The organism is Clostridium sp. HGF2, from assembly GCF_964240115.1.
Classification (GTDB): domain Bacteria; phylum Bacillota_I; class Bacilli_A; order Erysipelotrichales; family Erysipelotrichaceae; genus Clostridium_AQ; species Clostridium_AQ innocuum.
In genome coordinates this window covers 319,194-344,966 of the sequence record NZ_CAXSSO010000002.1, presented here as the reverse complement: position 1 = coordinate 344,966, position 25,773 = coordinate 319,194, and the positions used below count along the sequence as shown (strand labels likewise).

28 protein-coding genes and 1 pseudogene are annotated in these 25,773 nt (G+C 35.2%); 4 read left to right on the top strand and 25 right to left on the bottom strand.

Annotation, left to right across the window (positions count from 1 at the left end):
• Positions 1-5 precede the first annotated feature (5 nt).
• Positions 6-2,483, top strand: a complete 2,478-nt coding sequence (locus ACESPQ_RS05470) for an ABC transporter permease (RefSeq protein ID WP_373144047.1) — start codon at positions 6-8, stop codon at positions 2,481-2,483.
• A 712-nt stretch (positions 2,484-3,195) separates the two neighbouring features.
• Here the strand turns inward: ACESPQ_RS05470 and ACESPQ_RS05465 are convergent.
• The 8 genes from ACESPQ_RS05465 to ACESPQ_RS05430 all read right to left on the bottom strand — a co-directional run bounded on the left by ACESPQ_RS05465 (position 3,196) and on the right by ACESPQ_RS05430 (position 9,716).
• Complete coding sequence (locus ACESPQ_RS05465; protein WP_257366214.1) at positions 3,196-4,011, bottom strand: Cof-type HAD-IIB family hydrolase; 816 nt, start codon at positions 4,009-4,011, stop codon at positions 3,196-3,198.
• A 244-nt stretch (positions 4,012-4,255) separates the two neighbouring features.
• Positions 4,256-4,552, bottom strand: coding sequence for an MGMT family protein (locus ACESPQ_RS05460; RefSeq protein ID WP_257337812.1), 297 nt, complete (start codon positions 4,550-4,552; stop codon positions 4,256-4,258).
• A gap of 133 nt (positions 4,553-4,685) precedes the next feature.
• Positions 4,686-4,886 (bottom strand): hypothetical protein, encoded by a 201-nt coding sequence (locus ACESPQ_RS05455; RefSeq protein WP_373144046.1) that lies wholly within the window; start codon positions 4,884-4,886, stop codon positions 4,686-4,688.
• Between the two features lie 124 nt (positions 4,887-5,010).
• Positions 5,011-5,217: a hypothetical protein gene (locus tag ACESPQ_RS05450; protein WP_038274408.1), complete on the bottom strand. Its 207-nt coding sequence runs from the start codon at positions 5,215-5,217 to the stop codon at positions 5,011-5,013.
• 115 nt (positions 5,218-5,332) lie between these two features.
• Positions 5,333-6,298 carry a DEAD/DEAH box helicase gene (locus tag ACESPQ_RS05445; protein WP_233108945.1) on the bottom strand — a complete coding sequence of 322 codons (966 nt, stop codon included), beginning with the start codon at positions 6,296-6,298 and terminating at the stop codon, positions 5,333-5,335.
• Between the two features lie 17 nt (positions 6,299-6,315).
• A complete protein-coding gene (locus ACESPQ_RS05440) occupies positions 6,316-6,864 on the bottom strand; it encodes a DEAD/DEAH box helicase (RefSeq protein ID WP_373144120.1) in 549 nt (182 codons plus the stop codon).
• 133 nt (positions 6,865-6,997) lie between these two features.
• Positions 6,998-8,077 carry a TOTE conflict system archaeo-eukaryotic primase domain-containing protein gene (locus ACESPQ_RS05435; protein ID WP_258291353.1) on the bottom strand — a complete coding sequence of 360 codons (1,080 nt, stop codon included), beginning with the start codon at positions 8,075-8,077 and terminating at the stop codon, positions 6,998-7,000.
• A 166-nt stretch (positions 8,078-8,243) separates the two neighbouring features.
• The gene (locus tag ACESPQ_RS05430; protein ID WP_109770450.1) at positions 8,244-9,716 is read right to left on the bottom strand and encodes a hypothetical protein; all 1,473 of its coding nucleotides are present in this window, start codon (positions 9,714-9,716) and stop codon (positions 8,244-8,246) included.
• 440 nt (positions 9,717-10,156) lie between these two features.
• Here ACESPQ_RS05430 and ACESPQ_RS05425 point away from each other — a divergent pair, with 440 nt between their 5' ends.
• Positions 10,157-10,978 (top strand): MerR family transcriptional regulator, encoded by an 822-nt coding sequence (locus ACESPQ_RS05425; RefSeq protein ID WP_109770451.1) that lies wholly within the window; start codon positions 10,157-10,159, stop codon positions 10,976-10,978.
• 72 nt (positions 10,979-11,050) lie between these two features.
• Positions 11,051-11,530: a tRNA (N6-threonylcarbamoyladenosine(37)-N6)-methyltransferase TrmO gene (tsaA, locus tag ACESPQ_RS05420; RefSeq protein WP_373144045.1), complete on the top strand. Its 480-nt coding sequence runs from the start codon at positions 11,051-11,053 to the stop codon at positions 11,528-11,530.
• 309 nt (positions 11,531-11,839) lie between these two features.
• Here the strand turns inward: tsaA and ACESPQ_RS05415 are convergent, their stop codons facing one another.
• The 16 genes and pseudogenes from ACESPQ_RS05415 to ACESPQ_RS05340 form a co-directional block, all read right to left on the bottom strand.
• Positions 11,840-12,277 (bottom strand): tyrosine-type recombinase/integrase, encoded by a 438-nt coding sequence (locus tag ACESPQ_RS05415; RefSeq protein WP_054344067.1) that lies wholly within the window; start codon positions 12,275-12,277, stop codon positions 11,840-11,842.
• 25 nt (positions 12,278-12,302) lie between these two features.
• A pseudogene (locus ACESPQ_RS05410) lies at positions 12,303-12,443 on the bottom strand (site-specific integrase); the annotation flags it as partial.
• Between the two features lie 108 nt (positions 12,444-12,551).
• On the bottom strand, positions 12,552-12,635 hold the full coding sequence (locus tag ACESPQ_RS05405; protein WP_373144119.1) for an Arm DNA-binding domain-containing protein: 84 nt from the start codon (positions 12,633-12,635) through the stop codon (positions 12,552-12,554).
• Between the two features lie 94 nt (positions 12,636-12,729).
• Positions 12,730-12,885 carry a transcriptional regulator gene (locus ACESPQ_RS05400; protein ID WP_128577743.1) on the bottom strand — a complete coding sequence of 52 codons (156 nt, stop codon included), beginning with the start codon at positions 12,883-12,885 and terminating at the stop codon, positions 12,730-12,732.
• A 490-nt stretch (positions 12,886-13,375) separates the two neighbouring features.
• A complete protein-coding gene (locus tag ACESPQ_RS05395; protein ID WP_373144043.1) occupies positions 13,376-14,140 on the bottom strand; it encodes a tyrosine-type recombinase/integrase in 765 nt (254 codons plus the stop codon).
• Positions 14,115-14,429, bottom strand: coding sequence for a hypothetical protein (locus ACESPQ_RS05390; RefSeq protein WP_054344064.1), 315 nt, complete (start codon positions 14,427-14,429; stop codon positions 14,115-14,117). Before ACESPQ_RS05390 ends, ACESPQ_RS05395 begins: the two co-directional genes overlap by 26 nt.
• Before the next feature lie 21 nt (positions 14,430-14,450).
• The gene (locus ACESPQ_RS05385) at positions 14,451-15,017 is read right to left on the bottom strand and encodes a hypothetical protein (RefSeq protein WP_257339546.1); all 567 of its coding nucleotides are present in this window, start codon (positions 15,015-15,017) and stop codon (positions 14,451-14,453) included.
• Positions 15,018-15,251: 234 nt separating this feature from the next.
• Positions 15,252-17,774, bottom strand: a complete 2,523-nt coding sequence (locus ACESPQ_RS05380) for a hypothetical protein (protein WP_373144041.1) — start codon at positions 17,772-17,774, stop codon at positions 15,252-15,254.
• A gap of 436 nt (positions 17,775-18,210) precedes the next feature.
• Entirely contained in the window at positions 18,211-18,837 is a 627-nt protein-coding gene (locus ACESPQ_RS05375; protein WP_054344056.1) for an AAA family ATPase, read from the bottom strand.
• Positions 18,813-19,508: a DUF6414 family protein gene (locus ACESPQ_RS05370; RefSeq protein WP_373144040.1), complete on the bottom strand. Its 696-nt coding sequence runs from the start codon at positions 19,506-19,508 to the stop codon at positions 18,813-18,815. Before ACESPQ_RS05370 ends, ACESPQ_RS05375 begins: the two co-directional genes overlap by 25 nt.
• A 262-nt stretch (positions 19,509-19,770) precedes the next feature.
• A complete protein-coding gene (locus tag ACESPQ_RS05365; protein WP_054344052.1) occupies positions 19,771-20,190 on the bottom strand; it encodes a hypothetical protein in 420 nt (139 codons plus the stop codon).
• Between the two features lie 58 nt (positions 20,191-20,248).
• The gene (locus ACESPQ_RS05360) at positions 20,249-20,596 is read right to left on the bottom strand and encodes a TnpV protein (protein ID WP_054344051.1); all 348 of its coding nucleotides are present in this window, start codon (positions 20,594-20,596) and stop codon (positions 20,249-20,251) included.
• Between the two features lie 178 nt (positions 20,597-20,774).
• Complete coding sequence (locus ACESPQ_RS05355; protein ID WP_373144039.1) at positions 20,775-21,773, bottom strand: AAA family ATPase; 999 nt, start codon at positions 21,771-21,773, stop codon at positions 20,775-20,777.
• Positions 21,766-22,095 carry a plasmid mobilization protein gene (locus ACESPQ_RS05350; protein WP_373144038.1) on the bottom strand — a complete coding sequence of 110 codons (330 nt, stop codon included), beginning with the start codon at positions 22,093-22,095 and terminating at the stop codon, positions 21,766-21,768. Before ACESPQ_RS05350 ends, ACESPQ_RS05355 begins: the two co-directional genes overlap by 8 nt.
• Positions 22,088-23,173: a tyrosine-type recombinase/integrase gene (locus tag ACESPQ_RS05345; RefSeq protein WP_373144037.1), complete on the bottom strand. Its 1,086-nt coding sequence runs from the start codon at positions 23,171-23,173 to the stop codon at positions 22,088-22,090. Before ACESPQ_RS05345 ends, ACESPQ_RS05350 begins: the two co-directional genes overlap by 8 nt.
• 16 nt (positions 23,174-23,189) lie before the next feature.
• Positions 23,190-23,375, bottom strand: coding sequence for a hypothetical protein (locus ACESPQ_RS05340; RefSeq protein WP_008689422.1), 186 nt, complete (start codon positions 23,373-23,375; stop codon positions 23,190-23,192).
• 193 nt (positions 23,376-23,568) lie between these two features.
• Between ACESPQ_RS05340 and ACESPQ_RS05335 the strand changes: the two genes are divergently transcribed.
• On the top strand, positions 23,569-24,048 hold the full coding sequence (locus ACESPQ_RS05335) for a helix-turn-helix domain-containing protein (protein ID WP_373144036.1): 480 nt from the start codon (positions 23,569-23,571) through the stop codon (positions 24,046-24,048).
• A 93-nt stretch (positions 24,049-24,141) separates the two neighbouring features.
• Here the strand turns inward: ACESPQ_RS05335 and guaA are convergent, their stop codons facing one another.
• Entirely contained in the window at positions 24,142-25,683 is a 1,542-nt protein-coding gene (gene guaA / locus ACESPQ_RS05330; protein ID WP_373144035.1) for a glutamine-hydrolyzing GMP synthase, read from the bottom strand.
• Between the last annotated feature and the right edge of the window lie 90 nt (positions 25,684-25,773).

Genomic DNA, 25,773 nt, shown 5'->3' with positions numbered 1-25,773 from the left:
TGATAATGAAAGCATCCGGTAAAGATATCCGCAGAACGATATTCCGCAACAAGAAGCGCTTTTGTTCCATCCTGATTATCACTGCGCTTGGTGTCATGATGCTGAGCGGATTGAAGGCTGCCTGTGACGATCTGCGCTACAGTGCGGATCAGTTTTACGATGCACAGCAGGTATTCGATATTCAGATAGTGTCAACGATGGGGCTGGATGAGGACGATCTCGCGGCATTGCGAAAGGCGGATGGAATCGAGCGTGCAGAAGGTGTCTATCGCGAAACGGTATATACCTCCGTAAAGGGCAGTTCACAGAATACGGATGTACAGACACTGGGCGGACAGTTGAATACACCTTATCTCCTGAAGGGGAGGCTGCCTGAAAACGAGAAAGAGATCGCTGTTTCCAAAACCTATGCGGATGACAGCGGAAAAACGATCGGTGATACGATCCGGTTTCATGAACCATCGCAGATCAGAAGCACTTATACCATATCTGCCATCGTGCAGGACCCTTCGGATTTGAACAATAAAGACGGGGCAGCATCATTTCGTTCCATTTCGGCAAGCCGCTACGTATGCTTTATCAGGGAAGACGGTATTTCTATCCCTGCCTATACGGCAGCCTATGTACAGGTAAAGGGCAGCCGGGATATGGCGTCGTATTCGGATGAATATGAGGCGCTGATCAAACGGACGAAGGAAACGCTGGAACAGGATGTGAAGCAGCAGCAGGAGGACAGGCGCTATGATGAGCTGACGGAGCAGATGAAGCTTGCGGCATATGCAATTGATCCACAGGCCGCCTATGTGGATACCTCTTCCATCGAGCATCCGAAATGGTACATCCAGGATCGTTCCTCACTTTCCAGCTACAGCAATATCGAAAGTGATGCGGCTTCCATCGAGGCGGTTGGTACAGCCTTTCCTATTGTATTTTTCACGGTTGCGATTCTGATTGCGTTAACGACGATTACCAGAATGGTGGAGGAAGAGCGCCTGTTGATTGGAACCTACAAGGCGCTGGGGTTTCGAAATATAGAAATCATGAAGAAATATCTCCTGTATGCGGGAAGTGCCTGTCTGCTGGGAGGTATCATCGGGGATATCGGCGGCTTCCTTCTGCTTCCGAAGTTTGTGTTCAGTATCTTTCAAACATTATACCTGCTTCCGAATTACCGTCTGCAGTTTGACGCATGGTATGGAATCGGTGGAATCGCATTGTTTACCGGCGGGATACTGATTGCCGTGTGGATTGCGGTTCATGGAGAGCTGAAGCATATGCCGGCTATACTGATGCGGCCTAAGGCGCCACGAACAGGTGCAAGAGTTCTGCTGGAGCGGATTCGTCCGTTATGGAGAAATCTGACGTTTTTGAATAAGGTTACGGCAAGGAATCTGTTTCGCTATAAGAAACGAATGCTGATGACGGTGTTCGGGATTATGGGCTGCAGTGCGCTGGTGCTGTGTGCCATGGCGATCAATGATTCCGTCAGTGCGTTGATTCCGAGACAGTATGAGCATATTTACCGCTATGACCTCATGGTGATGACGGATGATGCGCATGTATATCAATCGCTTTCAAGGGATGATGAGGTGAGTGAGTGCCTGACGCTGCTGGTGGATAATGCCACAATCAAGAGCAGTGGAAATAAGGAAGAACGCGTACAGCTGATGGTCTTTCCCGAACAGGCGGATGTGGCTTCGTATCTCTCACTGGAGGATTTGAACGGTGATCCGGTAACGCTTGAAATGGGCGATGTATATGTGACGCAGAATGCATCGCAGGTTCTGGATTTTGCAGTAAATGATACCGTGCGTGTGCAGAACAGCGATTTTAAGGAAAAGCGTGTGAAGGTCACGGGAATCGTTCAGAATTATCTGGGAAATACCATCTATATGAGTGAAAACACCTATGAGACGCTGTTTGGTTCTTATAGGGAGAATGCAGTGCTGGCGAATTTTAGGGGCAATATCAGTGAACAGCAGAAGGACAGCTATGTGCAGAAGCTGGAGGACAGGGATGGTGTGTTGTCTGTTGTAAGCACTTCGTCGATGCAGGATGCGTTTGAAACCTCCTTTTCCCTGATAACCTCGGTTGTCTATCTGATTTTAGCCATGGCTGCCGCTCTTGCCTTCGTTGTTCTGTTCACATTGTCCACAACAAATATATCAGAACGGGTACGGGAGCTTGCGACGATTAAGGTGCTGGGCTTTCATGATAAGGAAGTGCATTCCTATGTGAATAAGGAAACGCTGCTTCTGACATTTCTGGGTATTCTGGCCGGGCTTCCTGCCGGTACGATACTTGCGCAGAGTCTTACGTATGTGCTGAATATGCCGTCGATCCATTTCGCTGTGACGATACATCCCATAAGCTATCTGTATACGGTGATATTGTCCTTTGGTTTTGCAGTTATCGTAAATCTGATTACAAATCGTGTATTGAATCATATTGATATGGTGGAGTCTTTGAAGAGTATGGAGTAAAGGAAAAGCGGTAGATGTGAATCGAAAAGATAGAGTCAAAAGTTTATGGGATTTTTAAATTGAAATTAAAAGTATAATAGAAACTTGAAAATTCGTATAATCAAGATACAATTAAATAAACGAAGATAATTAAATATTGAGAATACGAATGTACTTCTATACCTTATTTAATGTACTCTCATTGAATCTGTGTTTAAGATATATGTGAATGATTTTAATCCCATAACTTTTTTACTCTATCAATCGAAAAGTGTTGATTGTCATGTTATTGCATTTTGTGTGATAATAACAAGAGGAAAGAATCGCGTAGTAAAAAGTATCCGGCTGGCTATAGGATGTATTCCTGATGGAAGTGAATCCCTTACGGATACTTTTTTTTTGGGCTTTATCATTTTGTGCAGGCCGGGTTCTTTGGATATGCGTTCGTTTGTAGATCGTCTTAAACCAGAGATTCCTACAGGTATAGTATTGTCGGTACTGGTGATTGAATGCTTTGTTTCCTTGTCCATATGAAATTTCTGACCCTGCAGGGGGTTATCAGGATTTGCATGCAGGCTGCAACAATCAATGAAGACACGTTCCTGTATGTGTCTATTGTGTTTAGGCGGATAACCGAGAGATATTCACCTGTATGCCTCTGTTATTTCAAGAAATGATCTTCCATGTATCTGGCAAAGCCGATTAGCGAGAGATATTTACCTGTATGCCTCAGTTATTTCAGAAAATGCTCTTCCATGTATCTGGCAAAGCCGTCTTCATCATTGCTGTATGCGGTGATATCATCTGCAATCGCTTTGGTATCATCACTGCCATTGATCATACAGACACCAAGACCGCTGTATGCCAGCATGTCATTATCATTGGTCGTATCGCCAAAGGCAACGACCTCTTCCGGTGTTATTCTGTTACATTCACAGAATTTTTTCAGTGCATAGGCTTTGGATACCCGTTTGTCTGCAAATTCGATGAGGGTCGGCTGCGTTTTGAAGCCTTTATAGTAAGGAGAGGGATGTTCGTTCAAATATTGTTCGATTTCATCCACGATATCTTCTTTGACACGATACATGATTTTAGCGTTCTCCTGCTCATACATGACAGAGAGAGAGTCCACGACAACCATATGTTTGTCACTGGTCAGGGCGGATTTGCGCATTTGTGCGTCATCGCGTTCACAGAGCAGGCAGTCATCACGATAGATAAAGCAGTTGGAATCAAAGGGCTTCATCAGCTCCATTGTTTCTTTGATCCACTCCTTTTTCATTTTAAAGTAGCTGAATTCCTTTTGATGAAGGTTATCCCAAAGCTCGGAGCCGTTCATGCCGATCAGGATATCAAAGGGGTATGAGATTCCCCACAGTGCTGCTTTTTTTGCCAGTTCATCCAATGGCCGGCCTGATGCGATGCCGAAGTAAATTCCTTTTGCGTGAAGCTGATGGATGACAGCTCTCGTTCTTGGTGTCAGTTCTCTTTCGGAAGTAACGAGGGTACTGTCAATATCACATATAACCAGACGTATATTTTTTTCCATAATCGATTGCTCCTTGGCTTGTAAAGTTTGCGGGAGAATTCCCCTGTCAGTTACATTATAAGACACTTTTTCCGAATTTGTTAGCATGAATTCAGGAAATGACGGTTTCTCATTAGAAACTGCAGGGTTGCTGTATGCTTTTTGAAAATAATTTATCACACAGTAATTTGGGAAGTTCACTCGTCAGGTTAAGCGTGCCTCTGTTTGGGTTTTGCTGGTGGTTCTTTTGATAGAGGTGCTTGCTTTATATTTTCCACTGACAGGCTTTGAGATCAACGTTTCCGTTAGGTTTAAAGGTCACGCCCTCGTCTATGAGGAGATCCTTTTGTTCATCCCAGTCCGGTGCAGTTCTACCCGCACTGTTAACGACGCGATGGCAGGGGTATTCGCCATACAAGGAGGAAGCGGAAAGAATCTTACCAACCTGTCTGGCATTTTGCTCTCTGCCTGCCAGCTCCGCAATCTGTTTATAGGTTGCGACGCTTCCTTTGGGTATTTCCGATACGATTTCCAGTACGATATAAATAAAATGCTCATCCATATGGGGACCTCCGATTCTTATATGTACGTAATTACAGTTTTGACTTTCCTGCTATCCTGCCTTACATACCTGCATTAGCGAATACATGTTCCAATTCCATCATTCTCTCCTGAAAGCATATCATCAATGCTTCCTATGCTGAGGGACCAGATTTCTCCACAGCCCATATTGCTACGCTTAGCATGAAAATCATATCCTGTTCCTTCCTGTTTGAAATTACCGCTTTTACAGATTCCGGATTCTGATTCAGATTCTTAACAATCACCATCCATACATCAGGGGAAACTACTATTTTCTTTGATAAATAAATCAGCATCCGTAGCTTGGTTTCCACATGCCTTTCACGTTGAATTGTCTGATAGCGTAAACACAGTCATTCCTCATGCGATAAATCCTCATCATTTTCATCCAGCTCATACAGCTGTTCCTTAACCTCAAGCTAAAAATCATCCAGATGACTAATCTCTGTCGTGACCGGTCTGTATTGATTTCAATACTGGATGCTTTTCAAGATACTGTAATTCAGCTACCTCGTGCCTGCATTCTCCAAAATACGGACAGTTGCAAGCAATCGTAACGGCATGCTCTGTTTTCTGTAAAACCGCAGTATCGTTCCTTTTTACGCGGAAACAGGCTTTGGTATCATTAACAGTGATAGCTTCCACAATGGCATTTTCCTCATACAGCTTTTACCTTAATTCCAAATGGCATTGGAGTATCTGGCTTTTTTATTTTCTATTTTACATTCATTTTCGTATTCACCATAAGCTTGCCTTTGTGTCATTCTATATTTTGCAGCTGTTCATCCTGTGCAATTTTCATAATTTCATTTACCAGATGCGGATCTTTCAGCCTTGTACTTAAACCATCTTTTTTTGCCCTTCCAAGGAAATCCATATCACTGTACCAGATAATTTCTTTATCAATCACAACAAAATGTGCTGAATGATTGCTGTACAAAATAGCTGCACCCATTCCTTCTATCGTTCGCACGAGCATTTCCTTTTGTCTTTGCTCATCATTCAAGACGACATACAGCTGAACATTTTGATGTGCCTTTTCCTGCATGACATCAAAATAGCTTTTGATTTTTCCTAACTCATAATGCGCGTTCATAATCAGGATTTCACTGCTGGACGCCTTTATATCGTCAAGGAATACATGTTTATAGCTCTGTCCTTCATACATCAGCTGGGAAACTTCAACAATTTGATTTTGTTCCTGCAGAAAGTAGCCTTCTTTCTGGTACTGCTTCAACCTTTTGCGAAACATTCCTTCCAGCATAGGTATATGAGCATCAACATAATCATATACCTTCACCATATCCTTACCTTCCACATTTCTATGAATTCTTCCTGTATACTGCTCTATCCTGGATTCATCAGAAATCGGCATAACAAGAAATAACGTTGATAAGGCAGGCAAATCAAAGCCTTCACCAAGAAGCTTGCTAGTTGCCAAGAGGATGAATTTCTCCTGGTTATTAAAATTCCGTACTTTTGCAATGATTTCATTTCTCTCTTTTGTTTTTCTTTCACCAGTCAGTACATACACATGTATATGCATGTGCTTTAACATCTCATATAAGACTGTCAGATGCTGCTTACGCTCTGACAGGATAATGATTTTACCATCATTCTGAAATTCTTTCACCACATCCTTCACAATCAGATAATTTCGATTTTGGTCGTTCATAATGTCGCTGCAATACTGCGTGTAGGTTTTATTATCATCCAGACATCGCATAGTCGTCATTCTGGGAATCAGGAGCTGTTGGAACCTGTATGTATTCTGTATTTGAAATGAACTGTTTCATAGCGAATAGGACCACAGAACATATGCATGATTTTCTCCAATCCGTCTTTTCTTTTGGGAGTTGCCGAAAAGCCATATATATACTTTGCATTCACGTTTCTCAAAACTCTGGTAAATGTATCGCTGGCGGCATGATGACATTCATCAACGATAATCATGCCATATTCCTTTAGGGTAACTGCAATGTTTTCTAAATTTGCTAAAGATGCAGCAACGGCGATATCTATATGCCCTCTCAGTTTTTTCTTGGAGCCGTTATAGATTCCGCTATAGGAGTCTCTTTTTGATTTACATGGCGGTATAGTTAAAAACTCATGAATCCGTTGTTCCCATTGTTTTTGGATTTCTTTATTGGGTACGATAACTAAAGTAGATACTGTTCTTTGCGCTATCATATACAATGCCATAACTGTTTTACCAAAACCCGGAACTGCCTTCATAATTCCCATATCAAACTGCATCAGTGTATTGACAGCCTCCTGTTGATTCTGTCGCAATTCTCCTATAAACGCTGTATCGATTACCTGACCGTTTGTTACCTGTGCTTCGAGCTGTATTTCAGCTTCCGGAAATATTTCTTGCAGTTTATATTTTTGTCCTCTCGGCAAATATAAATACCTATCATCTTCTTCATAATAGCTCAGTACTCTGGGAGTTGTTTCCCGATAAATCGTTTTTTTTCAATTTCTGTTTCAAAAAATATTCCGGATTGTACATGGAGCCAAGTCTTTTCAATACAGATAACGTATAAAGATTTAAATCCTTCTTTTCTATACAGAGCATGGTATTTTCCAGACCATACATTTGTTTGGAATATTTCATATTTGTATCTAAGGATAATCCCATTTGCTGTTGATCGAAGAAATAATCATTTTTGTAATAGCTGTTTAAAATCTGATCCAGCTGCTGTTCCTGCAGTTTAGGCAAGGAAGCAAGATATTCTATGGGATGGTCGATCACCTGCTGTAAATCATTGATAAAAGCGGAATTACCTTTTAAATACGCATCATGTCGCAGCGGTAGAGCAATCAGATTTCCAAAGCCTCCCTGTGGCAGATAGTCCTGATTGGGAAACATTCTGTCAAAGGAATTAAAGTTTAGATTTTTATTACCTTCTATTGCCTCCTGAATGAGTAAAGAACCCAGCTTTCTTGCTTTTAATGCTTTTACCGGTGATTCGAAAAACAGCCATAAATGTCCACCCTGTCCGGAAGAAGATCGTTCCATTAAGGGATAAATTTCAAAGCGCAAGGCTGTTTTATAGACACTCAGCATGTCATTAAACCAGTTATCCTCGTCGAAATCCATCGCCAGAAGATAACAGGTATTATCCGTTAGTAAAGGATAAATTCCAATCCCTTCGCATGTCAGTTTCCCAGTAAAGTGATGTTTTAGGATAACCCCATCCAGAGATGGAAATTGAAAGATTGGACAGATACTACAATGATTTTTTATTTTTCCCTTTTTACACCCTGCTTGAAAACTTCTGTCACATGCGGGATTCCAACCGAATTTCTGATGCTTTTTACTAAAGTATCTTTCGGCATAAACATCCGGTCTTCCTCTGAAATAACTTAAATAGATTTCAATTTTATCTATAGTAGATAGCTTTTCATTTGCGGAAAGATAAAAATACCCTCTTTTTCTTAGTTCAGCTTTTAGAAATGCATTTTCCTGTTCCAGTTGCTGTATCCTATCCTCATATTGCATAAGAGTTCTCCTATCATGATAAAATATTGATGTCTATTTGCTTATGTTATTGGCTTTTCTTTACTTGTGTGTTCGCTCCATCTGTCTGATTTTGCATTGATTAAAAAAAGAGTTGATTCTAAATCATTTCCATAGATGTGTGTACCCTTTGACAACATTACATCATTCACCTTTGCATTGCTATATCAATTTTATTCATATCCACATTCTTTCTCCGTTTTGCGCTAGCAAATAATTTTTCAAACCATGCAGCATCATTTTCTCTTGTATGCAAAAGGAGAAAAATAAAGATATCTGTTAAATCATCTTTACATTTTTTTAATCCCAGCTGAGCAACACGTATTGCATCATCCTTTTGATTATGCAGATTGTAGTATGTAATTAAAGCATTATAATTCTTTTGTTCTCTTCCTAAATGATTTTCTAAATAAGTAATATACTTATCTTCTCTGCCATGTTGATTATATATAAACACTGCTTTTTCTTCATTTCTATAGGTATATAGAATATCCGCATATGTCAGGTATTCTTCATCATTTGTACATAGTTTTTCAGCAAGCTCATCCATAATATCGGAAGCGCCAAGACTATCATAGTAATCATGTTCAACAATATCGATAATCACCTTTTTTCTTAACTGCCAATCATCATACTGGATTTCATCAGATTGAACGAGTTCTTCACAAATTTCCAAAACTGTATCAATTTCCGGTTGATCATCGATATATTTTTCAAAGCTCAACCACTCGACAACCTCACACACATCATTCCATCTATCCTCTAAAAATGATTCCATTTGTTCTTCCTTTTTCCTTTCTAAGCATCGCATACGAATATCTGTCAGAAGTTCGTTGCTTCGAGTTAATTTTTCTTTTATTTCAAAAAGTTTTCTACCTCTATTTCCGGATTTCAGAATTTCAGTCTTTTTTGTTTCCAAATCAGCAATTGCAATTTCTAAAGCAGATTGCATAGAAACAAACAATTTCTCAGTTCCGCCTAAATCCTTCAGAATTCTTGGCTTCAGATTCTTACAGATGGATGTTTCTAACATATTGATAAGCTTTTCCGCACGATCTTTATCGCTTTGTTCAGTTGTTAAATACATAAATGAGATGATCCAGTCTGTAGCTGCTTTATCTAAATCATAAGATAACTCTTCTTCGATTTTAGAATCTGACAATTCAATATAATCCTCTTCCGGTGCATCCTCAGAATTTTCACCCTCCTGAATAAAGAATTTTAATTCAAAAATCCTGCTCAACAAATCATATACCGTTTGATATTCCTCTAGCACTACAAGCTGATGGCACCCGGCAAAAATTCTCCCCATCATTGGCAGGATTGAAAACGGATCATTATACCAGATTACCCAATCATCCATATATCTGCCATCTTCGTCAAATTCATGATAATGAGTAACATACTCAAGATAGATATCACCTGTTTCAATCCTCGTACATAAGGTATCTATATCATCAAGTGCTGGCATATCAATGATTTTCTTTGTTCCAGATAGTGACATTAAAAAATCATTCTGTTTGTTATTGGAGATCAATTTTGCCCGCGTTAATATCCATGCGTCCTTTTCTTCTAATGACATTTTCTTTAGCTGCGCTTTTACTTTATCTAAATAGTCCATGGCTCATGCTCCTTCAGTTTAATGGTATGATTTATGCTATATATTGTGATGTAAGAAAATCCTCTTGTGTTGGATTTATGAATGATATACATATTTTACCATGCCTGGTGAAATATTAAAATGATTATCGTAAGCTGTTGAAATAAGTACATATCAATCAGATAGGGTTCACTTAAGAATAGGCAATCAGCGATGTAAGACATAAATCTATGATTTAGTAATGCGACGAATTGTATACCATGATTGTTTTTATTTATATTTTAAAATTTTTTAAGAGTCATATTTAGAATAGTTGCGAAGAAATAGTTATTTTTTTAGTGATTTTTACAGATAGTCTATTGGTTTTTCAAGTTAGATTCAGTGCTTTGGCATGTACATTGCGTTTCCTATTGAAGTATAAAAATCTTGCCTTATAATAAGAAGCAGAACGGAGGCGATTTATGTTTCGAATTGGTGAGTTTTCCAAGCTGATGCAGGTTTCTGTCAGAATGCTGCGTTATTATGATGAGGTGGGACTTCTGAAGCCTGCACAGAGTGATCCATGGACAGGATATCGCATGTATTCTGTGGAGCAGATTCCTGTTCTGAACAGGATTTTATATTTACGGGATTGTGGTTTTACAGTAGCTGAGATAGAAGGTTTAGTTTTAGGAAATGACGATAGGATGATGGAGGCATTAAAGAATAAGGAAAAGGAGATTGCGCTTGCGATAAAAGCAGAGGAACAGAAGCTTCATAGAATTGATCATGCAAAGCAGGACTTTCTTCAGGGAACTGCTGATATGCATTCTAATGTTACGATAAAGTCGATTCCACGCTGTCTTGTGGTATCAATAAGAGAACTTATTCCTGATTATTATGCGGAAGAAATGCTCTGGGAGAAGCTATCTGATTTTGCAAGGCAACATAGAGTTGATTGTTCTCCAACCACTTTTTCCATTTATCATGATGAGGATTACAAAGAAGCGAATGTGGATGTGGAATTGTGTCTGCCTGTAAAAAAAGCAATCAGAGATTGTGATGGATTTCAATGTCGTGAGGTGGAAGAAGAGCCATTGATGGCCTCACTTATGGTATATGGAGATTTTTCAAATATATCTGCGGCATATCAATCCTTTGCAAAATGGCTGGAGAAAAACAGACAATATGAAATGAAAGGTGCAAATCGGCAGATGATACACCGTGGTCCGTGGAATGAGGAAGATGCCGGCAGTTATCTCACGGAATTGCAAATTCCTTTGCACATGCATGATGAATACTGAAAATCACCTCTTGACCCTCACATGATGTGAGGGATTATCGTATTGTTACAGATGAAATGGAGGAAAAAAATCATGACAAAATTTGTAGTTCATTCTGTAGGTTCTATTCACAGCAATAAGGAGGGAGGTACATTTATTCAGGTGGATGAGAATTATATTCCTGCGTTGCAGGCATTGGATGGTTTCAGCCATCTGCAAATCATCTGGTGGTTTAACGGTTATGATGAGGATGTGTACAGGACTGTCTTAAAGACAAAACAGCCATATAAAAAGGCTCCGAAGGAAATGGGAATTTTTGCGACAAGATCCCCGATTCGTCCGAACCCGATTGCGTTAACTGCGGTTGAGATACTTCATATTGATTATGAAAAGGGCGTAGTACAGATTGCTTATATTGATGCGAATGAGGGCTCACCTGTTCTGGATATAAAGCCTTATACGCCTAGTCTTGATTGTATTGAGGATCCTAAAGTACCTGCATGGTGTGCGCATTGGCCGAAAAGCCTTGAAAAGTCGGGTAGTTTTGCATGGGAAGAAGAGTTTAATTTTTAGGGATCTTATAGGCTAAATGGATGGTATCGTGCAAAGACACTGTTTCATAAAGCACGCTATTACAACAGCAATAAAAGTTCAAAGCTGTTATCAATATGCATAGCCAGGCAAACTGCTTGTAATTATATGAATATTATAGCTGTAAAAATATAACGTGACTCACTTTTCTTTTCTCTATCGCGCAATAGAAAGCAGTTTTAAAAATCTTGATAAAGTATCGCACCAATTTGTTTCGAATTCTAAAATTCCTAGAAAATGATGTAAACATATTTAGAGCGCAACATATGTACTGCAAATCTTTAGAGGCTTTTACTTAGGAATATAGCAAAAGATGTGTAAATAGTAGAAACGGGTAAGAATGTAGATACGAAACATACTTACAGGAGGAAAAATACTATGAACACATCTTTTATTACTATTGATTTCTTTTTCAATAAATGACTTTGTTACTCTAAACAATTGTTCATGAGGATCAGGGTTATATAATGAATCTATATATTCTTTTAAATTTTCGACCAAGAAATCAGGAATTGTAATATTTCTTTTACTTTTTGTAGTTTTAGGATCTGTAATTAAATCTTCCTCTTCAATACGTTGATACGATTTAGTAATAGAAATATACTTTTCATCAAGATGAATATCTGAAGGAGTTAAAGCAAGTAATTCCCCCAATCTCATCTCAGTACAATAAAAAACCATAAATACAATATACGATGTCTTTTTGTTCATTAGTTTTATGAAAATCATGTTAATTCATCTTTTGTCCAAAAGTTCATTTCTTCTGAGTACTTTTCCCAATTTCAATCATTTCGTTTTGCCAATTACGAAACAAAGCAGGTGTAATCTCATTGACCTTGTATTTTCCAAAAGCTGGAACAATCTCCAATTCAATTAAATATCGTTTTTTTCGAAGAGTATTCTTTTTTTATCTGTTTTCCATCTCTTCCATATAGATTTGAATAAAATCAGAAAACTTCATATTAAAATCATTTTCTTGTTTTCTAATAAAGTCTAAAGCAGCTTATTCTGCTTCTTTTTTTGATTCAAATCCTCTTCGAGTTGTTTTTTTATATCCTCCAAAAGCATCTTTGTACCGAATTTGAATATCCCATTTTATTTTTTAATTTTTTCTTAGCTACGAGCACATTACTTTCCTCCTTTACTTTTCTTGATTTGATGTGCTGGAATAAAATATATCATTAAAATATTCCTTTGGCAGTTTTTCCAGCAATTGTTAATTTATGCATCTGTTTCAAATGTTCATTGCCATCTTTTATCATCTTATAGGCTTTGCTTTTTGAAACTCCTAGCATAACTGCAATATCACTTGCACCATATAGAACTTTCTTTTCCATTGATAATCACCACTCTTTCTGTATATGTAATTGATTTTTATAAGCGGTCTAAAATCAGCACATAGCTCAAAGAAGAGGCAGATCCCCTAAGGTTAGGTATCTGCCTCCTTTGCTTTACATGATTTCTGTACATCTTGATGCCATGGCATCAAGATGTTCTAACTCATAGTTTCCATCCTCTTCCATTTTCGGTAGTTCCTCCAATAGATAGTTTAGGTAACGCCTTGGTATCAATCTGTTTTCCTTCGCACTTTCCACAGGGCTACACCGAATGGCGGGCAGTGCCTATATGATCGCACTGCTCTGTGCTCCTCTCGCACTCCCCAGGAACATACTGTTTTTTTTCTATGATCACCGGTTTCTGACTACGCTCTGACAGTTATACCGATATCGGTATAACTGTCATTAGACCGACAAAAAAATTATGCCGATAGTTATGATGTAACTCCTGTGTTTATAGGGGATGCACCTTTAATTTATCGGCATAATTTTATTTCTTTAATCCTAAAACTTTTAATTTTTCATCTTCGGATAATTCTTCCCATTTCCCTGGCTCATCTCTTCCTCTAACTTTACCTAATGCCTTTTTTATCATTTCTATATCTGTTTCTGCATATATTTCGGTCGTTGACAATTGTTCATGTCCCATCAATTTAGCGACTTCTGGTAATGATAATCCATTTCTATACATAAGTGCCCCAAAACTGTGTCTAAACAGATGCGGATGAACCTTTGGTATTGTTTTATCTAGTTTCCTGGCTTTTTCCCCATACTTATTAACAATCCTTTGAACATTATCTTCAGACATTTTAAAATATTGTCCTTTTATCTGTGTATAAAATACAGAGTTCTCTTTATTCTGACATTGATGGTATAATCTAAGATAATATTCATAATTGTCTGTGAATTCTTTTGTGACCGGGATTAATCTTGTTTTATCACCTTTTCCCGTTATACATATATAAGAATATTCAGTATTTGTTTGGATATCTTTTAATTTGATATTCAACAACTCTGACAGGCGTACTCCTGTTGAAAACATGAAAAACATAATAAATCTATCTCTTATTCCAATTTTATTTGTACATGTCTGGTCAAGTATTAGAATGATCTGTTCTTTTGTAATCCAGTTGTGTTTTTTATGCTTTACTGTTTTGCATTTTATTTGACTGATTGACTGATGCAAAGGTACCAGTTCATTGGTATCAATACTGTTTTTTTCAATTATATTAATTATTAACATTGTTAATTTCATCAAAACTAGATTTCATCGCCGCATCATTTTCTTCTAGTTTGATTTCAGTGATTTGATCTGTAATATCTTTTAATAAATCTTTCATTTTTTTCAACACTAACGCATCTTTCCCTTCCTCAGATATTTTATCATATTCATATGTATCACCAACAGAATAATCCAAGAAATCAAATATTTGTTTAGCATATAGTTTCATGCTATCTTTGTGGATAATAAAATTTTCTTTACCAGTAACAGAAATAACAATATCTTTTGATTCATTCATGTAGACTTTCACAATTTTATTCATAAATTTTCAACCTCTTTTCAATCATTTCTTCCCACCATCTAAGGTGGAAGCAACTAAATTAAGTATTTCATTTTTTTCATCTTCTAAGCAGCCTGCTTTCACCCCAATTTTATCATTTAACTTAGTTAGATGAATCACATTATCCACATCTAAGTTTACAACCAATAGAGGATTGTGTGTGACAATAATTAATTGTTTTGTTGTTCGAACTGAGTTAAAATATTTTAATAATTTTTCAGCAATTCTATTATTTGAAATATTATCTTCTGGCTGATCTATCATTAATAAATTCCATTCTTTCGTTGGATCTGATTGAAATTTATAATAATTATCTAACAAATCAATATGATCATAAACTTTTTTTATTCGAGTTATAGCTTCAAACATATCTCTCTTATCATCACTACTGTAGTAGTCATCTCTAAATTCATTAATCAAACTAACTAGAATGCTAGATAACTTTTGCCTATGTTCCTTGTGAATGTTTTCATCTGTGGGTAATCCTTCTGTTGTAACTGAAACATATAATGTCGTAGTCATCTCATGATTTATATCAATCTCAAAATTCTTATCATTTAAAGAATTCACCAAGGTATTCTTTTGAATATTGAGTACGATATTCAATTTCAGATTATTTGAAAAGTATCAACGTCTTCAAATAACTCATTTTCACCATAAAACAATTTTCCTGATTGAAACTTTTCAACTAGTTCTGCTTGGTTAATTGACTTTATCTGAATATCAGGAGATATTGTTACCTCTATATTATTCTTCTTTTTTAAATCTTTGATATAATTTTTTGATATATTATTATTAAAATAGTTATATTTGTTTCTCTCTAGTATGTAATTTATCTTCTGCTATATTAAGACTTTTTAAGCAATCATTTAAAGTATTGATATCTTTTTTGTTATTTGTGCTTTTTGTTTTCTCCAAGGTTTTATAAATCCTCATTCTCCAATCTTCTATTTTTTGGTCAATTTTTAAAACATCTGAAGGACAGAAATCTAATTTTTTTTGTATAATATATTTAGAGTAAACTCTTAAAATCCTAAATATGTATAATTCAGCAGTTTCCCTAGATTTTAAAGCAGTTTCAAGTTTGTTATCTACTTCACATATAATGTCATAAGGATTTTCAACTTTGCTAAACATATTTTTTTCCAATAGAAATCTTGCATACTGAGTATCTAATTGATATGTGTTAAAACCAGATCTCTCAGATGCTATCTCATAAGATTTTTCAAGATGCATCTCTGCTTTATCATAATCATTATTGTCCATACTTGCCATCGCATATTGTAGCCAATAAAATATATTATCTTTACAATATTCGTTATCAATTAAATTTTCAAAATAACCTATTATAGTTTCTTTTATATTAACATCTGCTGCCATTTCACTCAATAAAACCCTTAGGTTAGATAAAGACAACAAATGTTTTCTATAGTCTTTTTCATTTGACCACTTATTACCAGTAGGGACGATTCCTAATCTATGATAATTATCAAATAACTTCTGCAATACATTTATAACCTCTTTTTTTGAAAATAAATTTTTCTGAATAAATTTTGAGTAAGGAGCCGAATTAAAGAGCTTATATCCATTATTGTTAAATAATATTTCCTTCATCTTATAATCATGATTTAAAATATGCTTCATATCAGTTTGATTTAATATAATTAATATTCTATCTATATCTAACTTTAATTGAATAAGATTATTTATAATAACAACAAGTAATAGTTCCCTATATTTATTTGTGTTAAATACTTCTTTTATTTCATCTAAACTTTTATTTCCTATTTTTGAATTCTTATCAAACAAAGGAATGATAACTTTTGAAAAGTCTCCTTGTTTTTTTGCATTTTTTGTAAATATATAATTAAGTTTCTTATTAGTTAATCCAATTCTTGAATAGTATTTTTTTATTTCAAGAAATTCCTTGTTATCAATCTGATCAAGACTATGCCATGATATATCATTAATTTTGATATGAAAATAATCTAAAATTTCATACTGACTTACTAAATTATTTCCTGTACGAGAAGTCAGGATAATTTTTAAATTCTCCTTATCATCTTCTATTATCTCTGCTATTTGCTTCAATATTTCCAAATGTTGTGTATAATCATCAATAAACAAAAATACCTTTTCGTTTTTCATTAGAAGCTGAACTAGTTCTTCTCTTACATCATCATAAACGCTATCAAGCGTATATATTTGACCTATATTAGATAATTTACAAGATAATTGTTCAATCAAAACACTTTTCCCATTTCCTAATCTTCCTGTCAATATGTAGATAAAACCATCATTGTTCAATATCGCTTTCTCCATTTCATATAGAACAGATCTTGAAAATAAATATTTATTATCATCTAAATGTGAACTCAACAATGCTTCATTTATTTCTCCACCATAAATTACTGACCAAATTGCAGAAACATCTTCTTTGACATATGGCAAAGGTAAATTGTAACGAGGTATAAAAGAACGATATACAAGATCATCTTTAATATCTATGTTTTCTAATGTAGACATAAAATCACAAAGACCATCGATTCCAATGTAATGAACAGTTCCTTTATTCTTAAAACTTTTAACTTGCATCTGCTCTAATTGGCTTAAATCATCTTTATGTTCAAAAATAAAATGAGTTTTTTCTTTTGTATCTGTTTCAATTAATAATCTTGATATATCCAAATCATATTCTAAAGATAGTCCTATTAATATAATTACTCTTGCTTCTAATAAATCATGATGCATAGCTTGTTTTATCTCACTTTTAGAAAAAGAATCACTTTCATAACTTACAGAAGTTAATTTAAAAACATCTCTAAACGAATCTGCTGTAATACATCTAACATAACCATTAGTATGTATAATACTGCTTTTTGATTTATAAACATCCGTTATACTATCATTAGGTAAAACGGTTTGTCTTACAAATCCAACTTGTTCAGATGCCAATTCAGCTACATTATCATAATTGGTTGTATAAATTCTCATCCACGGAAATTTCATAATTTGTAATTGATTGTCAGTTACACTACTACATAAAAAATTATCTTGAATAAGTTTAACAAGAGTTTGTGCTTTTGTTTTATAATTACCTTTATATCCTTCTAGATATAGCGTAGCAGTTCTACTTAAACCCATTTGATTATCATTATCTAATCCCATAAGTCTTGCTATTTTATTTGATAATTCAGTTGAAGAGCACAAATTATTCCCTTTAATATTTTTCGCTTCTCTAGAATAACCTGAACCTATAAAAAGTAACGCTTTTCCTTCCTTTGCTAACTCTAATGCTTTATTTAAAATTTCATTTGTAGTTTTCATAAATTGCCCACCCTTTTATGTTAAATAAATATTATATGTAAAATTATATCATAAATAAAATAAAACATACAGACCAATTAATAAAACGATAGAGTAAACTACCCAAAGCTTGCAAATTACACAAGCAATCAGTATACCGCTATTTACCATAGAGAAGTCAGATAAAATAATGCAATCCGTAATGCAATGACAACAGAAAAAAGCTGTAAAGCCCTGTTGTTAAAGGCTTTACAGCTCTGCTCCAACTATTCGAATTCTTCATTGCAATTATTACATTAAACTTATTTGTTTAATATTTTATGTATTTCTTTCCTTTTTCTGTATTGTTTTATTCTAATTTTCTATATTATACAAGCTACTGGTATCAAATTGGTATCATGGAATGGTATCAAAATTTAGATAACTATTATATATTCACCATAATTTATTTAGGTAACTATTTCTGTAAATCATTTAAATATAGTTTCTCCCAAATATCATCTGAGATAATTGATTCTGCTTGCCTAAAATTCATGAGTTTTCCAATTAACAATTTAGAATAATACACTATCATTTTTTCTATTTCAAAAGTTTCTTTTTCTTTCTCTGTAAAAGCAGTATATTGCTTCTTGACAATTAGTTCAATTATCCTTTTTTGTTCAATTGCAGACAAAGGTATGTATTCAACTAATTTATCAAATCTAAAAAATATTGGATCTCCAACTGCTTTCCGAATTTCATCTTTATTTTGAAAATTAGATGTACAGATAATTATAGCATTATCTAAGTCTACTTTATAATTTCTATCTTCAACATACCCTTCATCAAACATCTGATAAAAAGAAGAATAGAACATGGAACTACACTTATCAAACTCATCAAAAAGGATAACATTTGATTTTCTCTCCAACAAATCTTTTGTTAATGTGATTTCATTATGCTTACCCCCAAAAATATATGTAAAATATTCATTGCTTGCAAACATTGACATTTGTTTTCTTAATATATCATCGTGCCCATTAACCATCTCACTGATATACTTTGCAGTTTCAGTTTTACCTACACCCGATGGCCCATAAAACATAAATACAAGAGGCTTGTAATTATTTCTTCCCCAGAGGATAGAAATTTAGAAAAGTCAAGTTTTGATTCGTCCATTTTCCCAACTCTCACACCATAGAACACAAGATCCATATTAATCAAATCATGAAGACCATAATTGTTTCTAAACGACATATTATTAAATCTAAATATCTTTTTTGATTTTCCTTTTTTTGCTAATACTTCATAATACCCCTTACTATTTTTTAAAGTTGCATCAATCTTATTTAATGATATGTTCATATTTTCGCTGACCTCTATTCCCTTATTTGATTCTATCATTCCTAGATACGGAGATATGCTTTGCATATACGCAATTGAATTTTTTACCAATTCCACTTTATATCCATTAAATGAAACCGCTACACCCTCTTCATTAATAAAATAATCTAATGTGTCAGATAATATTGTATTAGTAATTGTCTTATTAAAATAATCCGTATCTGCAAAAGATGATTGTAGGTTTGCTTTCATATCTGCTTCCGCCTTAAAAAACCAGCTTTTGAATAGCAGCTTTGTTTTAGCACCAATTGATGCCTCGCCATTAGTTCCACTTTCTTCATTACTTTCCAATTTTGATAACATGGATCCACCATTTTTTATATCCAACATATCCGCTGCACTACTTTCATCAAAATATATAATTTTTTTCATTAAGTTCTCCTCATATATAATATCCAACAATTTAGTCTTTCACTATAATAATATCATTCTTTACATTCTTTTCCAATTGAATAAATGGAAAAGAATACAAAAATATTTTTTATCCTATCAAAGGTATTTTCTGACTTAAATTTGAAGCAAATTCTTTTATTGTCAGTATATAAAGTGTTAAAGCTTTTTAATTCTTGGACTTATATATTTATTTGATTACATACATGAACTTTAATAATTTTTTAATCATTACTTTTTTATACTATTCATGAACATCTACTGAATCAATAAGATTTTGTATTGAATAAATAAGTTTCATGAATTTTGCCTTTCTACCATCACTCAACCTCTCATAAAAGCTTATGATTTCATCTATATTACTATCGCCTGTCTTATTAGCATAATACTCCCCATAATCATACATCTTCATACTTATATATTTTGCAATACCTAACAGATTAGAAATAATGCATTCTACATCATCATCTTCCTCTACATCTAACCTTTCACACACCTTTCGGTTAGCATCATATACTTCATTATAGGCACTATCACAATACATGCCTTCTTCAAATTCATTTGTTACTACTTCGCTTTCTTTCACTGGATAATCTTCCAAATTCCTTGAACCCATCATTAAATCATAAATCAAACATTTGAACTGTTCTTTATCTTTTTTCATACAATCTTCATCCTCCTTGAATAATCCCCAGCATAAAGAAAAAAGAGCTTATTTGCTCTTAATTGTAAATATATTCATCATAGATAATTTCATTAATACAGGCATCGATATTATTCATCTCCTGTATCCATAACATTTGATTTTCTTCTTTTAATTCTTCTGTAATATTTCTTTGCCTTTTCATATCAACCAACAGCTTATCATATAATGCATTTGCTTGATGATCAATCGTTTCAACATATTCATACAAACCACCACTTGTAAGCAAATTTGTATAAAGTATTTTTTGATATTTCTTCATATACTGCAACTTCATTCTGCCATATTTTGATAAATTTATTTTCTTTTCCTTTACCGTTAAGTTTGGCAAATAATATTCGCCTACTTTATCATATTCTATTTTCATGCTTGCTCCTCCATTATCTTTATTTTTTTAACAGGGTATTAGGGATTGCCCTAAATGTTGGATTGGCTATCCAAATCCAGTGCTTGCTGGTACTGTGTATCAGCAACAAGCGAATTGTGTCCCCACAACTCAGTGCTTGCTATCATACAGGACAGAGTCTTTAATGACGGTATGACGATTATGACGTATCATCCTCATACATTTCCTCAATCGTCATATCGTCATTACCAACATACACAATCTCAATTAATCTTGCCATTGCTTTTCTAGGGGGATAACTTATTTTAATGAAATTATCATCAAACACACTCTTGTATTTCTTTATTTTACTTGATAGTTTTCTACTTGTAATTTTCAAGTTTAAAACTGCGCATAAGTTTTCATGTGTTCCAGAATATTTCTTTTTCTTAACAATGTAATGAATAACTTTAGTAATATCTTCATCATCTGCTTGTTCATGTTCATCATTTTCAACGACAAAATACGTTAAGTGATTGTCTTGTTTTAAAGATAATTTCTCTTCAGGAATATCTTTTCCTATGACATATAATTTCTTACTTTCCAACACGTCCTGTTCTTTTAATATGACCATCATGCCATCTGCTGCAGCAGTTACTCCTCTGCTCCCATAAATACTGTCAAAGGGATTGAAATAATCAATATGTTTGTTTACATGAGTTACTAGAAGAATTGCCAAATGAAATTTAAGTGCCATATCATGGATTTTTGATACTTCATCATATTCTAAAAGATATTTAGCTTCCGTATTTTTATCTCTTATCTTAGCAAATGTATCTATAACAACAAGCTGTATATTTTTATATTTCGAGGTAAAATAATCAAGTTCATATTTAATATCAAAATTATGAATACTATTGTTAAATATGAAATCAATATGCTCACTCGCTTGAAAACCATATAATTCATAACGCTTCTTAATCTTTTCCTTTGTATCTTCTAAAGCGCAATATAACACTCTACCTTGCTGAACAGTATGTCCAAGGAACTCATCACCACTAGCTATTGCATTGCTTAACTGCAAACAGAAGAATGTTTTGCCAATCTTCTGTGGTGCACCTAATATTGTTACACCAATGGGTAGAAAATCTTTGACAACTTCCTCACATGATGTTGTAGTTACATTTATAAGCTCACTGCCATTAATATATTCAGACATTTGAGTTTTCCTCGGTTAGCCCACTAATGATTTTCAACATAAACTTCATAACCTCATAGTCATCATTATTCAATTCCATAAAGCTTTGATTTTCCAACAAGTTAATGAAATAATGTAATTGTTTTGATAAGCATTTATGAACATAAGGATTTGGTTTCACAGTAATATCTTTTTGTAAGACTCTTTCAATTAAATATTCCTGTTTGCTCAATCCTGATAATGAAACAAGTTTATCAAGCATCGCATTCTCTTCAGGTGACATACGAAAAGCAACAATTTTATTTCGCCATCTTCCTTGGCTATCGAATACTTTTTTACTCATATGTGGATTCTCCCCTTTCAATATTTAAACGATTTGCTATTTTACCTTGCTTAGATGGGAATAAGTGTGCATATCGGTAAGTAATATCAATGCTTTCATGCCCAACACGATCAGCAATTGCTACCGCATCAAAACCCATCTCAATAAGTAAGCTTACATGTGAATGTCTTAATCCATGGATACGAATTCTTTTAACTCCTGTTTCCTTACATCCTCGATCCATTTCATGATGTAAATATGATTTAGAAATCGGAAATAATCTTGTATCATCCTTACACCCATAAAATCGTTCTATATAATCTTTCATTTCTTCTACAAGAAAATCAGGCATTAATACGATACGATTACTCTTGTCTGTTTTAGGTGATGTAATTAGATCCTCACCTTTGATTCTTTGATAAGATTTCGAAATCGTCATTGTCTTTTTATTAAAATCAAAATCATTTGGTGTTAATGCCAATAATTCACCTAATCGTAAACCACACCAATACAAGATTTCAAATGCATGATAAGAAACGTCCTTATCTTTCATCGCTTCTGAAAACTTCAAATATTCTTCTTTTGTCCAAAACTCAACTTCCTTGCTTTTCTCTTTGCCCATGTTACCAGCAACCCTTGCCGGATTATTTGGTAGATTATAGAGCTTTACAGCATAGTTGAAAATGGCACTTAGCTGATTATGAAGTGTTTTTAAATAGCAAGGTGAGAATGCTTCTCCCTTTTCATTACGATACATCAACATTTCATTTTGCCAATCTTTGATATCTGATGGTTGGATTTCATTTATTTTCTTTTCTCCTAAATAAGGTAGAATTTTCATTTTTATGATATATTCCTTCGTATTTAACGTATTAAGTTTGACACGATGAGAACAATCTTTTAAATAAATGTCTACAAAATCTTTGAATGACATATCTAAGTTTTTAGATTCCTTTAATAGGAACGTACGCTCATACTCTTGTGCTTCTTTTTTTGATTTAAATCCTCTTTTTAGCTTTCTAGTATGTTCACCTTTCCAATTTAAATATCTGATAGATACATACCAAGTGCCTTTTTTCTCATCTTTGTATGTTGGCATAATCATAAACTCCTTCCTATTCTGTTATTCCATAAAAACGTTCTTCAAAATACTGCTTACTAATTCTTCCACGAATTGTGAAATAGCCTTTTGCTTCTAATTCACTATTTAGCTGTTTAATCAGCTTATAAGCGTACTGTTCAGACATACCCGTAACTCGAGCAATATCTTCAGCACTCATGAATAAGTTGTCTTTTTCCATCTTTCACACCTCCTATTTTATGTATATAGGAAGCAATTACTAAGCATATTTGTTTAATATCAACAGCCATAGTATACTAAACAATTTTGTTTAAGTCAATATTATATTAAACTTTTTTGTTTAGTTTTTAATTTACACATTATATTTGCTTTGCTATAATGTATTAGAAAAAGGATTTGAAAGGAGCAAGCTCATGCCAATAGGTACTAGAATTAAACGTATAAGAACACTTCGTGGTATCACGCAAAAAGAACTAGGAGTAAGATTAGGCTATTCCGAAAGGAATGCTGATATTAGAATCGCCCAATATGAATCAGGTAAGCGCACTCCGAAAGAAGATGTCATCAATGGCATTGCTTCTATATTAGAAGTATCTCCTGAGGCTTTGAAGATACCTGACATCGAAAGTTATCATGGCTTTATATTTACTCTTTTTGAGCTGGAAGAACAATTTGGATTAACCATAGATATGACAGAAGGTATGCCAAATCTTCGTCTTGATAAAAGCCCTACCAATTACGACCATAACATAAAAGAAATGCTTGATGATTGGTATAAGTATAAATCAAAGTTAGCGAGTGGAGAAATCTCCATCGAGGAATATACCAATTGGAAACTAAATTATCCTGAAAAATCTGATCTATTATTAAACAGTAAACCGTCTGAAAAATAGTTAAAAGAATCGTTCAATTTTTATTTGTGGTATCAAAACTGCCCATAAACGCAAAAAAATGCCCTGAAAAAGGCATTTTTTTAGTTCTGTATACTATTCAAACTCAATCGTTCCCGGAGGCTTGCTCGTAATATCATACACCACCCGATTCACATGCTTCACCTCATTCACAATACGATTGCTGATAACATCCAGCACCTCATACGGAATTTTCGCCCAATCAGCCGTCATACCATCAATCGAAGTCACCGCACGGATAGCCACCGCATAATCATATGTACGCTGATCCCCCATAACACCAACGGAACGCATATTCGTCAGACACGTAAAATACTGCCAAATCTCCTTCTGCAGCCCTGCCTTCGCAACTTCCTCACGCAGAATCAGATCAGAATCCCGAACGATTTCCAGCTTTTCCTCCGTAATATCGCCCAGCACACGGATACCCAAGCCAGGACCCGGGAACGGCTGCCGCCAAACCATCTCATCAGGCAATCCCAGCTCCGTACCCAATGCACGCACCTCATCCTTAAACAGCGTATTCAACGGCTCAATCAGCTTGAACTGCATATCCTCAGGCAACCCACCAACATTGTGATGTGACTTAATCGTCTGTGCTGTCTTTGTCCCCGACTCAATGACATCCGTATACAGCGTACCCTGTGCCAGCCACTTGATATCCTCACCTGAAGTCAGCTTCTTCACTTCCTCATCAAAGGTATACACAAACTCATTTCCAATGATTTTACGCTTCTTCTCCGGATCACTCACGCCCGCTAGCTTATTCAGGAAACGCTCCTTTGCATCAATCTTCACCAGATTGATATTCATCTCGCGCCCGAATGTTTCCATAACGCTTTCCGCCTCGCCCTTACGCAGCAAACCGTGATCAATAAACATACAAATCAGCTGATCCCCAATCGCCTTATGCAGCAATGCCGCAACAACAGAGGAATCCACGCCTCCGCTTAATCCCAACAGCACCTTGTCCGTACCGACAGTCTTGCGGATTTTCTCAATTTCCATGTCGATGAAGCTATGCATAGACCAATCATTGTTCGCCTTGCAAACCTCAAAAACAAAATTTTTCAGAATTTCATTTCCATACTCGGAATGACGTACCTCCGGATGGAACTGCAGCGTATAAATATTCTTCTCTATATTGCTGGTAGCCGCATATGTACAGGTATCGCTATACGCATCCTTCACAAAGCCATCAGCCAGAGTATCCACCTGATCACCGTGACTCATCCAGACAATCTGCTTTTTCGGCAGCCCTCTGAAAATCGGAGAATCCGTTTCAATCGTGATCTCAGTTCTTCCATATTCCTTTGCTTCACAAGCCTTCACACTTCCGCCATTCATAAAATGCGTCATCTGCATACCGTAACAAATGCCAAGAACAGGAATCCCGGATTCAAAAATTGCAGGATCGCATTTAAACGCTTCCTCATCATATACACTGTTTGGTCCACCAGAGAAAATGATTCCCCTGACATCCTTCAGTGCCAGAATTTCTTCCAGTGTCATCGTGTGCGGGTGCAATTCAGAATAAACACCAAACTCACGAATACGCCGTGCTATCAGCTGGTTATACTGACTTCCGAAGTCAAGTACGATAATTTTATCAGCCATGAATGTATCCTCCTTATTAAGAAGCCGATACCATAGCGTATATGTATAGTATCGGCGTCGTTGAAATACTAATATTTCCGTGTATTATAA

Coding starts and splice junctions, on each gene's coding strand:
- ACESPQ_RS05470 (WP_373144047.1), top strand. CDS start 6: ATGAAAGCATCCGGTAAAGATATCCGCAGAACGATATTCCGCAACAAG.
- ACESPQ_RS05465 (WP_257366214.1), bottom strand. CDS start 4,011: ATGGAAAAAAATATACGTCTGGTTATATGTGATATTGACAGTACCCTC.
- ACESPQ_RS05460 (WP_257337812.1), bottom strand. CDS start 4,552: ATGGATGAGCATTTTATTTATATCGTACTGGAAATCGTATCGGAAATA.
- ACESPQ_RS05445 (WP_233108945.1), bottom strand. CDS start 6,298: ATGCGATGTCTGGATGATAATAAAACCTACACGCAGTATTGCAGCGAC.
- ACESPQ_RS05435 (WP_258291353.1), bottom strand. CDS start 8,077: ATGCAATATGAGGATAGGATACAGCAACTGGAACAGGAAAATGCATTT.
- ACESPQ_RS05430 (WP_109770450.1), bottom strand. CDS start 9,716: ATGGACTATTTAGATAAAGTAAAAGCGCAGCTAAAGAAAATGTCATTA.
- ACESPQ_RS05425 (WP_109770451.1), top strand. CDS start 10,157: ATGTTTCGAATTGGTGAGTTTTCCAAGCTGATGCAGGTTTCTGTCAGA.
- tsaA (WP_373144045.1), top strand. CDS start 11,051: ATGACAAAATTTGTAGTTCATTCTGTAGGTTCTATTCACAGCAATAAG.
- ACESPQ_RS05415 (WP_054344067.1), bottom strand. CDS start 12,277: ATGATTTTCATAAAACTAATGAACAAAAAGACATCGTATATTGTATTT.
- ACESPQ_RS05400 (WP_128577743.1), bottom strand. CDS start 12,885: ATGGAAAAGAAAGTTCTATATGGTGCAAGTGATATTGCAGTTATGCTA.
- ACESPQ_RS05395 (WP_373144043.1), bottom strand. CDS start 14,140: ATGAAATTAACAATGTTAATAATTAATATAATTGAAAAAAACAGTATT.
- ACESPQ_RS05390 (WP_054344064.1), bottom strand. CDS start 14,429: ATGAATAAAATTGTGAAAGTCTACATGAATGAATCAAAAGATATTGTT.
- ACESPQ_RS05380 (WP_373144041.1), bottom strand. CDS start 17,774: ATGAAAACTACAAATGAAATTTTAAATAAAGCATTAGAGTTAGCAAAG.
- ACESPQ_RS05375 (WP_054344056.1), bottom strand. CDS start 18,837: ATGTTTTATGGGCCATCGGGTGTAGGTAAAACTGAAACTGCAAAGTAT.
- ACESPQ_RS05370 (WP_373144040.1), bottom strand. CDS start 19,508: ATGAAAAAAATTATATATTTTGATGAAAGTAGTGCAGCGGATATGTTG.
- ACESPQ_RS05365 (WP_054344052.1), bottom strand. CDS start 20,190: ATGAAAAAAGATAAAGAACAGTTCAAATGTTTGATTTATGATTTAATG.
- ACESPQ_RS05360 (WP_054344051.1), bottom strand. CDS start 20,596: ATGAAAATAGAATATGATAAAGTAGGCGAATATTATTTGCCAAACTTA.
- ACESPQ_RS05355 (WP_373144039.1), bottom strand. CDS start 21,773: ATGTCTGAATATATTAATGGCAGTGAGCTTATAAATGTAACTACAACA.
- ACESPQ_RS05350 (WP_373144038.1), bottom strand. CDS start 22,095: ATGAGTAAAAAAGTATTCGATAGCCAAGGAAGATGGCGAAATAAAATT.
- ACESPQ_RS05345 (WP_373144037.1), bottom strand. CDS start 23,173: ATGCCAACATACAAAGATGAGAAAAAAGGCACTTGGTATGTATCTATC.
- ACESPQ_RS05340 (WP_008689422.1), bottom strand. CDS start 23,375: ATGGAAAAAGACAACTTATTCATGAGTGCTGAAGATATTGCTCGAGTT.
- ACESPQ_RS05335 (WP_373144036.1), top strand. CDS start 23,569: ATGCCAATAGGTACTAGAATTAAACGTATAAGAACACTTCGTGGTATC.
- guaA (WP_373144035.1), bottom strand. CDS start 25,683: ATGGCTGATAAAATTATCGTACTTGACTTCGGAAGTCAGTATAACCAG.